Origin of the sequence: Gordonia polyisoprenivorans, assembly GCF_017654315.1 — a bacterium.
GTDB classification, from domain to species: Bacteria; Actinomycetota; Actinomycetes; order Mycobacteriales; family Mycobacteriaceae; genus Gordonia; species Gordonia polyisoprenivorans_A.
In genome coordinates, this window is sequence record NZ_CP072203.1 from 5,921,931 (window position 1) to 5,934,717 (window position 12,787).

A 12,787-nucleotide genomic window follows, 5' to 3' on the forward strand; every position below is an offset into this window, starting at 1 on the left:
CCGCGTGCGCACTACATTGGTCACCTGATTGCCCTGCGCCCAACGGATCTCGGCCCAATGCGCGCCGGTGTCGATCAATGCATGACCGGGCATCCCGTCGACGCCGACATCTTCTTGACCGCGCCAGCGAAGTTGCCCACCAGCAGCTCCGGCTCCCCCAGGGACAGATCGGGAATCCGATGCAGTATCTGGTCGAACATGTGCCGCAGCATTGCCTGCGCCAGAAAACTCCCGATGCAGAAGTGGGGGCCCCCACCCCCGAACGCCACATGCCCCCTCGGCGTGCGCGAGACGTCGAACTTCCACGGATCCTCGAAGACCGTCTCGTCGCGATTTCCCGACGCGTAGAACATCACCACCCAGTCGCCCTTGCGGATCTGCTGACCACCGAGCACCGTGTCCTCGGTCGCGGTACGCCGGAAGGTCATGATGGGTGTCACCCACCGCAAGACCTCCTCGATAGCGTGGTTGATACGCCCGTCGAAGTCCTCAAGCAGATAGGCGATCTGGTCGGGATGATCCAGAAATGCCTTGGTGCCCAGACTGATTGACGTTCTGGTCGTGTCGTTGCCCGCGAAGGAGAGCAGGACGAACATCGTCGCCAGTTCCTCGTCGGTGAGGTGGCGGCCGTCGACCTCGGCCGAGACCAGGTTGGTCCATACGTCGTCGCGGGGTTGCGCCCGGGTCATCTCGGCGAACTCCAGGCCGATGGCCAGGTTCCCGATCGCACCATCCATCAGCACCTCGCCGGGCTGGCGTCCCTCGGCGATGTCCGGGTCGTTCCAAGCCGCCATCTCGTCGGCGTTCTTGGCCGCCTCTTCCCGGTACTGCGCCGGTAGGCCGGCCACGTCGTAGAAGGTGTTCATCGGCATCAGTTTGGAGACATTCTGGACGAAGTCCCCCTCGCCGATCTCGAGCAACCTCTCGACGATGGTCGCGGCGCGGTCACGAATACCCGCTTCGAGTCGCTTGACCTGCTTGGGAGTGAATGCGTTGCTCACCAGCTTGCGGAGCGACTTGTGACGTTGGCCGTCCATCGCCAGGAACCCAGACACCGCCTCCAAGATGTCGGACGGGATCTCCTCCATCTGGATGCCCTCCCCGGAACAGAAGAGCTCCGGTGTTCGGCTGACGTACTTGATGAACTCATGCGACGTCACGGCCCAATAGCCGTCATTCTCCGGGGCAGCCATTCCGCCTTCCGCCGGCGGCTGCCAGCTGACAGGGCGTTCTCGTCGAAGTTCCGAGAGCAGTACATCGCGCTCGCGCGGGGACGACGACCAGAACTCGAGGCTCGAGATGTTCAGCGGATCGTAGGGCCGAGATTGCGGCGAGGTAGTCATCGCACCTTCTCCTCAATTGGGCTGCTAGGTGAATTCGGTTGTGTTTCATCGAGAGAGTCGTGTTCGGCAAAGGAGGCACGGAATCCTTTGCGCATCGTTGCGCACATGACGAAAAACCACGCGGTGAACACCGCAACCGGAACCCAGAATGTCAGCAGTCCGTCATAGGCCAGCGGGCCGCTGGTGACCAGCAATGCGCACTGGGCCGGCAGGAAGAAGATCGCGACCCACAGATTCAGGTAGCCGACCCATCGCGGCAGTAGCGGATTGTCCGACCAGTCGCGCAGGACGACCAGCGCCACGAAAGCACACTGCATGGAGAACGGCGGAATGGGTGCGAAGGTCATCAGGAAGCCAATGTCGGCGAGGCCTTTGAGCATCTGCGGCGAACTCGGGGCAATATAGCCGACCGCACCGAGCCACATGAAGTTCCAGCATAAGAACGCGATCGTGAACATGCCCATCACCAACTGCGCATACGACAGCAGCGGACGACCCGGCTCGATCCTCCTGAGCATCGAAAACACCGACACCGCGAAGATCGCGTAGAAGGTGCCGCCCCACATGCAGAAGATCATCCCGACCACGATGAGGTCGGTGTGATCGCTCCACAGCGAAACCACCTGTGCGGGATCGAGTTCCGGTGACGGAGGCGGCAGGAAGCGCGCGAACCCGGCCCACCCGATCAGGGTGATGATGATGCTCAGCGGGCCCGCCCAGGTAAGCAGAAGATGGTTGTTCAACGATCGTCGTGACTCGTCGGCGGCCTCGTCGGGCCGCATAGTCTCGTCCTCGCACGGCGTCGATTCCGTATCCGTCAATCCAGTGCGCGTCATATCAATATCCACTCCATGCCCACGATGACCACGAAGGTCACCACCAACCACGTGCACACCGCCACCTGCAACGATCGCGGCGCGGATCGAACCTCCATGTATTCCCACATCACGACGAACGCCTTTACCATCGCCACCCCCATGATTAGGGTCACCATCACGTGCACAGCCATCACGTCCCGGCTGATCAGCCACGTCGCCAACGTGGCGAGGACGAGCAGAGCCCACACCGTCACCGATCGCCTACCACTGACAAACAACGTCATCGGGGTCACCTCGCAGCCAGATAGACGAGCGGAAACAGGAACAGCCACAACACATCCACCATGTGCCAATAGATCATCGCCGACCGCGTGGTGATCAGCGTCCTATCCCGGTGACCGTCAGCACGCACGAGCGCGCGGTGCGCTATCGCCAATGCCCCCAGTCCGAGTAGCACGTGCGTCAGATGAAGACCGGTGAGGACGTAGTAGTACATCCCGAAGCTGTCGGTGAGCGGCGTCAGACCTTCGCGGACCAGGCTCGTGTACTCGTAGATCTTGACGAGGATGAACACCACACCCAGCGCGGCGGTCGCGAGCAACGGGCGAATCGGATTGCGCGCGCCGTGGCGGTCGCCGACGCGCGCCACCACCTCGGCGGCGGTCAGCGAACTCGTCAGCAAGACAACGGTATTGAGAATGCCAAGTGTCACATGCGCCTGCGCGGCCGAGGTCGCGAAGGACGGGTTGCGAGACCACTCGACGACAAACGCACCGAAGACGACAGTGAATATCGACACCTCGGCGAGCACAAGCACCCAGATCCCTACTTCCCCGGGGACCGATCGGCTAGCTGTCGATGAACTGTTCACGATGCGTGTTCTGTTTTCGCAATCCATTTCTACGCACACCATCCGCGAACTGCGTGGCGCGCCAGGAAGCCGGCGCGAGAGTTCTCATACATAGTTTTATTCTATGTTAAATAAAGCCAAAGACCAAGGCCACTTCTCACGCCAGCCTTTCACCATTCTCTGAACCCAGCTTGATCGTCATCGGTGGTGGTATACAGGCACTATTGCTGATCTGAGAGCCATCACGACTCGGCATGCAGCTGAGCCAACGTGATGAAGTGGGTGAGCGACCACGTCATCTGATCGGGATGGAGGTGCTGATGCCCGATCACCAGACTCAGACCGTAGGCGGCGAGTCGCCCAGCCAGCGGCGAGGGGACGCCGAGATCACGCAGCGCGCTCTCGATCAGTTCCAGACGAGCCTGATCTACATGCTCCTGGACTCGCCGGACCCGCTGATCAATGGAACTCCAGGCCCGCATGGCGACTTCGGCCGCATGCGGCGTCTCAGTCGCGAACTGCTGTAGGACTACCAGGCGTTCCACCGGGTCGCGCAGCGCGCTAGCCGTCACGGCGACGTTCTCCGTACGCTCGGCGATCCAATACTCCAGAAATTGATCGACGAAATCGTCCCAGTTCCTGAACCAGTTGTAGAACGAGCCCGTGGTGACCCTGAGCTGTTTGCATAAACTGGTCAGTCGTAAACCCCCGTAGCCCTGCGTAGCGAGAATCTGGAACCCGCAATCGAAGTAGTCTTGGCGATTGACCGAAGCCATTCACACATCCTCACCGCACTCAGGGGCCGTTGCCGTGCGCTCGTCCTCACTCTGCTCCGTCGGGTGGCCGACCGTCGCAAACCAGTGGCAGCGCCGGACGGTCGGCGTCGACAGGTCAGCGTGGACCGGCGGGAACAACTCCACCCACGTCGGTAATCAGCCAGTTCTTCGACTTGTCCAGCGTCACAGTATACGTAGCGGTCGACTGCACACCTTCAGGCGCCTGGGCGTTCTTGGTCGAGACCGCCACGAATGCCCGCACGACATAGACGCTCCCGTTCTGCGAAGTGACTTGTGCGGCAATCGGTTCCGCCGTCGACGTCCACTGCAGCGGTACGATGACCTGCTCCATAGACGTCGCCGCGTCCGAGAGCTTCGAGGTGAGCTCCGGCGAGGTACCCGCGACCAGATTCCGCCGCCACTCGTCAAGTGACTTGTAGTCCATCGTGGCCGCCGTCTTGGCATAGCTCAGGGCGACCTGCTCGGCCTTGGCATTGTCGGCGGTCTGCGCCTGCTGCGCAGCGATCTGCTCGTTGCGGTCGGACAGCGACGTGCTGACGATTCCCAGTGCCACGGCCAGGCCAACGACGGCAGCGGCGAGTATCCAGACGACCAGCTTGGCCGTCAGCCGATCGGTCAGCGCTCCGAACCGACGGCGCCTTTTTTGCGCGCCGGCCTCGACAGCCGGCGTCGACTGCAAGGTCGGCGTCGACTGCACGCTCGCGCCGTCCGGAGACTCAGTCGACATCTGCGTGGTCTCGTCGGTGCAGCCCTCCGGCCCGACTTCTGTTGCGGCGGTGGCGCAGTCGGCGATATCCTCTGCACCAGCGGCAGACTCAGTCGTAGTATCCATGATTTCCTCACTCCCTTGTGACATGTCGTCTTCAATCCTCAATCAGCGGGGCGGTGCGCCCAGGGCGACATTCAGCCCTGTCCCGTCACCGGCCACCGCCATCGCGGTGGAAAACAACTGGCTCAGATCCACGGTCTTCGCCTGCGCGAGAGCAGGTGTGACGAACGGCGTGGCTGCGGTGGCGATGACCCGGAGATCGGGTGCCGCCTTGTCCAGGAAGCGCTGTGCATTCTCCAGGAACGGACCCGCACCCGAGGTGAGCGCGGTGGGCAGATTGTCCTTCTTGATAAAGACGACGCACCAATTCAAGAAGTTCTGCAGCGCCGCACCGTGCGCCCGAATGGGGTCACCTGCCGCTGCGATCGACCCGCTCAGGTCCGAACCCCGAATCAGCAACGACTGGAACTGGGTGAGCAACTCAGTGAAGGGCACCCGAGTACTGAGAATCGTTGTCTGCAACAGACTTCCCGCGCGATTGAGATTTTGAAGCACTGTTTGATCGCTGATCAGCGACTCATTGGTGGCCCGGACCACAGTGTTGATCTTGTCCGAGTGCATCTGCTGGAGCACCTCGACCACCTTGCGCGACAGCTGATCGAAAGTCGTTGGTGTCAACACATTCTGACTGGTGAGCACGGCGTTGTCCGGAAGTCCGGGCCCACCTGCTTCGGGCGGGCTGATACCGATGTAAGTCTCCCCCAGTGCAGAGAGACTGTCGACACGGAACTGCGAATCAGCCGGGATGGTGTATCCGTCTTGATAGTTCCAGTCGACGGTCACCCCCTTCAGCGTCGCCGCCACCGACGTCACCTTTCCGATCGCCACCCCACGATAGAGCACCCTCGAACCAACCACGAGACCATTGCTATTGGCCAGTTGCATACTCGCCTGGCGAACACCGATACGGTCGGTGACCGGTAGTCCGACCGAGATCAGATAGGCGACCGATGCGACGATGATCATCATCATGGCGCCCACAGAGATCAGGTTACGCACTCTCATCGAATCGCTCCCAACATTCGGAAGATCTTCTCTGCGGAATCGACCACGTTCCGACCGTCCGGTGTCGATGCAGAGACGATGGTGATGTCCGGCCGACGGACAAAGGGTAGGAGATTCTCGGTGAGGAACTGCCGGATGAGGCCTTCGTTCTGCCCGACCGCCTCCAGGTCTCCGCGCGCCGTCCACACCGTGTCCTTGACGGTGGTCAGCATCGGGACCAACCAGTATCCTCCTGCGAACACACTACCGACACTGGGGATCACGATGCCCAATTGCTCCAGTGCGGCGAACAGCTCGTTCCAGTAGTGCACGCCCACCGGTGAGAGAATTTCGTTGATCTGCGACGCCCGGGAGTTGATCGCAGAGCTCACCGAGGTCAGCGCGCGCAGCGTCTCGTCCACCGACGAGGTGTGGGCGGCCAGATCCCGCGAGTCGATGTGGACGATCGACGCAACCCGCTGCGTTTGATCGTCACTCGGGAGGGCACGGTTGACCATCCGCAGAACATCCTGCGCACTCTGTATGCTGCCACCGTTGACGAAGTTGGCCAACACCGCGAGCGTGTTCTCCAGCGGCGGCGGCGAAGTCGTCTGTTCCACCGGGATCACGGTCGCGTTTCCCTGACCGGCGGTGCCCGACTGTGTTGAATTAGAAGCTGCTGAGGCGGTGGTGATCTCGACGAACGAGTCACCCAGGACGGTGGCCTGTCGGATCGCCGCGCGAGCACTCTTGGGAATGGCGACCGGGTTGTCGAAGGCCACCACCGCGTCAGCAGTGCGGGGTCCCAGGGACACCGACTTCACGTGCCCGACCTTGATGCCGTTCAGATTCACGTCAGCACCGTCGGTAAGGTTCAACACCGTGTCAAACTGAATCGTCAGTCCTTCTTCTGATCCAGTCGATTGCACGTTGGTCGCAAGGACCCCGGGATTCAATGAGCATCCGGCAGCCCCGAGGACGACCATCGTGGTCACGACGGCCTTTGCGGTCATGCTCCGAAGACGTCTGGTTCTCATCAGTGGCCTCCTACTGCCAGCAGCGCATCGGCGCGAACGGCCACGCCGGAACCCTGCTTCCGGCACGTGCCGGCCGACGCCTGGTTGATCACCGCGCACACGGCGGTGGGATCTGCGACCGGGACCGTGACAAACGGCGCACCGACCCGAACCACCGGTCCACTCTGGCTCGACAAAACCCGAGCTGCGCTGGCGATCTGCGGCATCATCTGGAACCCGCGCTGAACCTGTGGCAGGTTCGCGGCCACGATGTGCAGACCCTCGGCAATCACGTCTGCCGTCGGCCAGAGCAGATCGCCGTAGCGGGTCTGCAACTCGGCGACCAGCTTGATCAGTGGAACAAGCCCTTCGACCATCTTGGAGCCACCCGGCCAGAGCTTCATTGCGAGTGTCTGGTTGGCGTCGGGAAGTTTGTTGGCAATCGACGCTATGTCGCCGAACTGATTCATCGCCGCCGTGGTCAGCGGTGCCATCGTGGTGATGATCGTGCCGATGTCGCTGACTATCCGATCCGGACTCGCCGAGGCCGCCGAAGCAGTTCGAACCAACTCAGCCGCGTCCGGGCCGATGCCGTCCACGCTCTGCGACAACGCGTTCAGAGCCTGAGAGATCGTACGGGTGTCGCCGTTGGGGGCCAGCTGGTCGAGTAGATCAGCGGCCGAACCGGCGACCTGAGAGATGCTCTTCGGGGTGTAACCGGTGGACACACAGTCACCGGGCCGCAACTGCCCTTGGGGCGCAGTGGGATTGGTCAGTTCCAACGAGCGATCTGCAAGAATGGACTTCGATCGCGAGACGGCTACAACGTTGCCCGGAATGTGCCTGTCGGACTCGAGCGAGAAGACCACCTTTGCCGAACCGGGTTGCGGGACGATATCGGTGATTGTGCCGATCTTGAACCCCATCCGGGTCACCTCGTTGCCCTTGTACAGTCCGATCGTGTCGGGCAGGAGGGCGCAGAACCCTTTGTTGTCAGCAGCTTTGGAGTCCGCTCTTACCAATACAGTCACTCCCAGGGCAATCGCCACGACAATCACCGTGATCACGGCGACGTGGACCATCCGTGGCCGCATCAGCAGTCCTTTCCCTTGATCGGCAAGCAGATGGTAGGCGCCGGCGAGGTACTGGACTCCGAGCCGGCCCCCAGCGTCGCGGTGAACTGATTCAGTCGTTGTTGCAGGGGCACGAGGCCTGCGATCAACGAATCCGTTCCGTCCCGGAGCTGCTTCGCGCCTTCGCGTACCTTGTTCACCAGCGCATACAACTGATCGGAATGATCGACGTAGAACTGGGCGAAATTGCCCAGCTTTTTGAGCACGCCGCCCATCTGTACGAACGCCTCGGAGAACTGCGCACGATAGATGTAGTACTGGGAGAGGACGACATTGACCTTGTTGACGAGGGCGAAAAGGAACGCTCGACTCTGGTCGAAGGTGGCTGAGTATTCACGCACCAGATCCAGCGTCGAAGTCACCTGCTGCTTCTGCTGATCGATCACCGTTGCCAACGACTGCATGCCGGCGACGATGCTGCGGACCGCATCCGGGTGTGAACCCAGACCGTCGCCCATCTGAGCGAGAATCCGATCGATCGGCACACCGCTGACGTTGTCGGTCACCCTGGGAAGCGCCTGGATGGTGTCGGCAATCGTGTACGGCACCTGCACCCGGTCGCGAGGGATCTCGATCTCATTGCCGGACTGATCACGGCCCAACGGGGTCAGAGTGACGAAGTATCCGCCCACTGCGGTGAGCAGTCGCACGTCGACTCGGGTGAGGTCCCCGATGTGCACCGAGGATTTCACCGACATCGCCACCGTGATGTGGTCGTCGGCGTAGGTCAGGCTCTTCACCGTCCCGACGGACACCCCGGCGACCCGGACGTCCTCTCCTCCGCGCAGGGAGATGGCGTCCTTCGTCGTGAAGGACACCGTGCGCTCATTCGGCGGCGACAGGTAGAAGTACGCGGTGATCGCGATCAACAGCGCCACCACCGCACACGCGATGACCCCCTTGCCCGTCTCGCTCACGATCGGCGAGCGTCGAGCAGACTTCACCCGTTGCATACGACCACACTGCTTCCGTTGAGTAGGACGCGAACCGTGGCAGGCAGCTCCGCGACACCTCGGCTGCACCTCGACGAGCTCACCTGCCCGGCGTCGGCTTGCACCGACAAACCGGCGGCCACGGTTGGGAGCATGTCCAGAGCGGTCCAGAGGCCCTGCACACTCGGAAAAGCCTGGGCTATGGTCTTGTCGACGTCGAGGTCGTCGCTAATGCCCAATCCGATCAAGATCTGATTGATCGATCCCATCAGCCCCGGCCCGTAGGCGGCGCCCTTACGGAACTCGTCGAGCACCGTCATCGCCTTGTCGATCGGCCTCTCGACGTCGCGGAGAAACTGGACGACGTCGGGTGCGTGACCGCCGAGAGTCTGCGCGACCCCTGCCAGGTTGTCCACGAGCGTCGAGATCATCTGCTCCCTGTTGCTCGCATAGCGACTCAACTTGTCGATGCTGGCCATCAGCGGTTCGAGCCCCTCGCCGTTGCCCTGCAGCAAGGTCAGCGCATTCTGCGTGAACTCGTTGACCTCCGAGGGTGCGAGCGTCTCCAGTGCGGGCTGCATCCCGTTGAACAGGGTGGTGATGTCGAAAGACGGAACGGTCTGCGCCACGCCCACGTGACTGGTGCGCCCACCGGAGCCATCCGCGTCGGTGATATCGACGAATCGAACCCCGGAGAGGTTGGCGTACTTGATCGCGAGCTTGCTCGCCGAGGTCAGATAATGGTTGTCATCGAGACTGAACGAGACCCTGGCCATCGTCGCATCCCCGGACTGCTCGAGGGACACCTCCGACACCTTGCCCACCCGAACTCCGCGGATACGCACGTCACTGTTGGGGCGCAAGCCCGAGGCGTCGCTGAAATCCGCAGAGTAGGCGGAGGTGCGCGAACTGGTCGGGTTGGTGATGGCGTTCTGGATGAGAACGAACAGCAGGACCGCGACGAGACCTGCCCCGACGAGCCGCAAGATCGGTACCACCATACGGCTGGGTATGTACTTCCGAATTGTCGTCATCATCGCCCCGTCCCGGCCAAGAGCGGTGACATCGCAGCAGTGTCGAGAATAGGAATACTGTTGAGCGCCAACTTGACTCGTAGCGTTCGTCCGCCGCCGTCCGCGGGGCCGAAGGCTCCGTTCATCCGCTCCAGTAGGGTTCTCAGCGTAGCGGGTGTCAGCACGCCCGCACCGATCGCCGGCAACACCTCACCGGCCTGCCGTATCAAGTCCACCGCCGGGGTGAGGTTGGCCTCATTCGACTTGAGGAGCCGTCCTACCAGGGTGAAGAAGGTATCCGCAATGGCCTTGTACGACTCAGCGCACCGTCGGATGATCTCGTCACCCGCGAAGCGCATGTCGCTGTTATAAATCGTGTGAACGGCGTCGATCGCACCAAGGGTGAACGGCGGCAGTGCGGTGGCAATGTCGTTGTAGTCGGAGATCAACTCCGACGGCACCGCGGTCTGGGTGCGCGAGACGACGTCGGCGACGGTCACGCCCGTGTTGATCAGAGGTTCCAGAGCCGCCGAGTACGCAAGCGACCGCTTGATGGCCTCGGTCGTCGACGCGAGTAATGAACCGTTCACGAACTCCGACCCGTAGTCGATCATCGTTCCCATCGTGTAGTCGCGTCCGAGTGGACGTTGCAGCCGGTCCCCCGAATGCACCAGCGGTGCAGCACCATCGCCCGCATTGGTGATGGTGACCGCGCTCACCCCGAAGTAGTTCGCAGGCCGGAAATCGAAGCCGAAATCGGCCCGCAGCCCGTCCACGCTGTGCTGGTCCATGTCCAAGGTCATGGACGCACCGCCGGCTGCCAGGCTGGTGTTGGTCACCGTTCCGATCCGAACACCGTTGAGCACCACCGGCGATCCCGGTGAAACGCCGACACCCACACCGGGTGTGTCGACCATGACGACCAATCGGCTCGGATCGGCAGAGGAGAGCATCGGCTTGACGAACACCATCACGATCACGATCACCACCACTATCGCCGTTGCCGCGAGACCTGCGATCCGTAAAAGCCTCGTCTGACCCGCCTCGGAGCCTACGAGAAATCCCGAGTACATCACTTACCCCTTGAAGATCAGATCGGGATGCAGACCCCATAAGAGAACTGTCATCGCGAGGTTGAGGACGATGGTGATCACCAGGCTCGCCCGGATCGCCCGGCCCGATGCACGACCGACGCCTTCGGGGCCGCCGCTGGCGAAGAAACCGTAGTAGCAATGGATGATCGTGATGGCGGCACAGAAGGTGACAGCCTTCACCAGCGAGTACCCCACCTCGACGGGATCGAGGAATTGGCTGAAGTAGTGGTGGTATGTCCCTGCGGGCGCACCCTTGACCATGGTCACAAACAGGCTACAGGTGAGGAATCCGATCACCAATGACAAGAGATAACCTGGTATGACGCAGAGCATTCCACCGATGAGTCGGGTGCCGACAACGAACGGAATGGACCGGATGCCGAGCGCCTCGGTGGCGTCGATCTCCTCGGAAATGCGCATCGATCCGATCTCTGCCGTCATTCGACAGCCGATTTGGGCGGCGAAACCGATGCCGGTCATGATCGGGCCGATCTCGCGGATGTTGAAGAAGGCGCCTACGACGCCGGTCAACGAGCCGAAGCCGATCAGGTTGAGGCTGTTGTATGCCTCGATGGCAACCGAGATACCAACTGCCACACCGAGAACCATCAGAAGAGAGATGACCCCGCCATCGACGATGATCGAGCCGCGGCCCCAGGCCATGGTGTTCATCGTCTTCATCATCTGGCTGCGGTAGTGCTTGACAGTGATGGGCAGATACATGATCGTCTGCAGCGTGAAGACCACCCATCGGCCGGTGCCTTCGTTCACGCTCATGATCTGGCGCAGCGGGTAACTCAGCGCGCGCTGCGGCAGTGTCCGGTAGGTACTTGCTACGGCCATGTCGTCAGCCCACCTTGCTAGGAAAGAACATCGATTGCAGCTGAGTGGCCATCAGGTTCACGATGAAGATCGACACGAAGCTCAAGACCACCGATGCGTTGACCGCGTCGGCGACGCCGCGCGGACCGCCCTTGGCCTCGAGTCCGCGAAGACTCGCGATCGTCACCACGAGCATGCCGAACACGACTGACTTGCCGATGGCGAAGTACAGATCTGTGGTGGACGCGAACGCACCGAAGGATTGCCAGAAGCTTCCCGGCACAACGCCGTTGACCAAGACCGCCAGGGTGTAGCCGGCAAGAACCGCAGAGGCGACGATGACCAGACACAGGATCGGAGAGACGATCAAGATTGCCAAGAACCGGGGCAGCACGAGCCGCTGGACCGGATCAACGCCCATCACCCGCATGGCGTCGATCTCCTCACGGATCGAGCGTGCGCCCAGGTCTGCCGCGATCGCCGACGCGGCCGCGCCGCCGAGGAGCAGGCCCGCCGCGATCGGTGCCCCCTGCTGGATCACCGCAATGCCGCTTGCGGCACCAGCCAAGGAACGCGCACCCACCTGGTTCACGATCGCGCCGACCTGAACCGAGATCTCGGTTCCGAACGGCAGGGCGATCAGGACGGCGGGGAAGGCCGTGACGCTGAGGAGAAACCACGCTTGGTTCAGCACCTCAAGCACTGGAACCCGCAACGCTAATGTCGAGGTCACCGAGTAGCGAGCCACATTCCCGGCAAGCTCGACAGCTCGGCCGAAGGTCGCCATCGACTGCTTGGGAACGACTCTGACGTATTCGGCAGAGCGAGCGCCGGCGCGTCCGACACGTTCGAGAACCGCCCGTCCGGACGACTCAGGCAGAGTTTGACTTACTATGCTCACACTTCTCCTCTTGGCGTCGTAGGCCACCCACCAGGCAATGGCGCCGTGTGCGACGACTCGCCGATGCCTGTACGAGGCTCTGTGAATCGTCGGACCTGGCACCAGTGCCGGATCTCATGATCAGCGACTGCTCCGTCTCACGTCGGTGGAAACGTGGACACGCCTGCCGTGCGATGTGTGACTCAGCATGCGGTTGGAGTTATGCGCGTCACACACATAATTTAAGTTACATTATAATAATTCCTGCGTCAACAC

At 61.8% G+C, this 12,787-nt stretch carries 14 protein-coding genes; all 14 read right to left on the bottom strand.

The window, feature by feature from the left end:
* Nucleotides 1-74: 74 nt before the first annotated feature.
* The 14 genes from J6U32_RS26615 to J6U32_RS26680 all read right to left on the bottom strand — a co-directional run bounded on the left by J6U32_RS26615 (nucleotide 75) and on the right by J6U32_RS26680 (nucleotide 12,418).
* Complete coding sequence (locus J6U32_RS26615) at nucleotides 75-1,343, bottom strand: cytochrome P450 (RefSeq protein WP_208792899.1); 1,269 nt, start codon at nucleotides 1,341-1,343, stop codon at nucleotides 75-77.
* On the bottom strand, nucleotides 1,340-2,125 hold the full coding sequence (locus tag J6U32_RS26620; protein WP_208792900.1) for a hypothetical protein: 786 nt from the start codon (nucleotides 2,123-2,125) through the stop codon (nucleotides 1,340-1,342). The genes J6U32_RS26615 and J6U32_RS26620 overlap by 4 nt, the downstream gene beginning before the upstream one ends.
* A 50-nt stretch (nucleotides 2,126-2,175) precedes the next feature.
* Nucleotides 2,176-2,445 carry a cytochrome C oxidase subunit IV family protein gene (locus tag J6U32_RS27925; protein ID WP_208792901.1) on the bottom strand — a complete coding sequence of 90 codons (270 nt, stop codon included), beginning with the start codon at nucleotides 2,443-2,445 and terminating at the stop codon, nucleotides 2,176-2,178.
* 5 nt (nucleotides 2,446-2,450) lie between these two features.
* Nucleotides 2,451-2,960, bottom strand: a complete 510-nt coding sequence (locus J6U32_RS26630) for a cytochrome c oxidase subunit 3 (RefSeq protein WP_208792902.1) — start codon at nucleotides 2,958-2,960, stop codon at nucleotides 2,451-2,453.
* A 293-nt stretch (nucleotides 2,961-3,253) separates the two neighbouring features.
* A complete protein-coding gene (locus J6U32_RS26635) occupies nucleotides 3,254-3,787 on the bottom strand; it encodes a TetR/AcrR family transcriptional regulator (RefSeq protein WP_208792903.1) in 534 nt (177 codons plus the stop codon).
* A 115-nt stretch (nucleotides 3,788-3,902) separates the two neighbouring features.
* Nucleotides 3,903-4,640, bottom strand: a complete 738-nt coding sequence (locus J6U32_RS26640) for a hypothetical protein (protein ID WP_208792904.1) — start codon at nucleotides 4,638-4,640, stop codon at nucleotides 3,903-3,905.
* Between the two features lie 42 nt (nucleotides 4,641-4,682).
* Nucleotides 4,683-5,609 (bottom strand): MlaD family protein, encoded by a 927-nt coding sequence (locus J6U32_RS26645; RefSeq protein WP_244333042.1) that lies wholly within the window; start codon nucleotides 5,607-5,609, stop codon nucleotides 4,683-4,685.
* 29 nt (nucleotides 5,610-5,638) lie between these two features.
* Nucleotides 5,639-6,475 (bottom strand): MlaD family protein, encoded by an 837-nt coding sequence (locus J6U32_RS26650; protein ID WP_244332413.1) that lies wholly within the window; start codon nucleotides 6,473-6,475, stop codon nucleotides 5,639-5,641.
* A 182-nt stretch (nucleotides 6,476-6,657) separates the two neighbouring features.
* On the bottom strand, nucleotides 6,658-7,731 hold the full coding sequence (locus J6U32_RS26655; protein ID WP_208792907.1) for an MlaD family protein: 1,074 nt from the start codon (nucleotides 7,729-7,731) through the stop codon (nucleotides 6,658-6,660).
* Nucleotides 7,731-8,687 (bottom strand): MlaD family protein, encoded by a 957-nt coding sequence (locus J6U32_RS26660; RefSeq protein WP_208792908.1) that lies wholly within the window; start codon nucleotides 8,685-8,687, stop codon nucleotides 7,731-7,733. Before J6U32_RS26660 ends, J6U32_RS26655 begins: the two co-directional genes overlap by 1 nt.
* Before the next feature lie 23 nt (nucleotides 8,688-8,710).
* Nucleotides 8,711-9,703: an MlaD family protein gene (locus J6U32_RS26665; RefSeq protein ID WP_208792909.1), complete on the bottom strand. Its 993-nt coding sequence runs from the start codon at nucleotides 9,701-9,703 to the stop codon at nucleotides 8,711-8,713.
* Between the two features lie 32 nt (nucleotides 9,704-9,735).
* Nucleotides 9,736-10,704, bottom strand: a complete 969-nt coding sequence (locus tag J6U32_RS26670; protein ID WP_208792910.1) for an MlaD family protein — start codon at nucleotides 10,702-10,704, stop codon at nucleotides 9,736-9,738.
* A gap of 87 nt (nucleotides 10,705-10,791) precedes the next feature.
* Nucleotides 10,792-11,652 (bottom strand): ABC transporter permease, encoded by an 861-nt coding sequence (locus tag J6U32_RS26675; RefSeq protein WP_208792911.1) that lies wholly within the window; start codon nucleotides 11,650-11,652, stop codon nucleotides 10,792-10,794.
* Nucleotides 11,653-11,656: 4 nt separating this feature from the next.
* Complete coding sequence (locus tag J6U32_RS26680; protein ID WP_208792912.1) at nucleotides 11,657-12,418, bottom strand: ABC transporter permease; 762 nt, start codon at nucleotides 12,416-12,418, stop codon at nucleotides 11,657-11,659.
* Nucleotides 12,419-12,787: the final 369 nt, after the last annotated feature.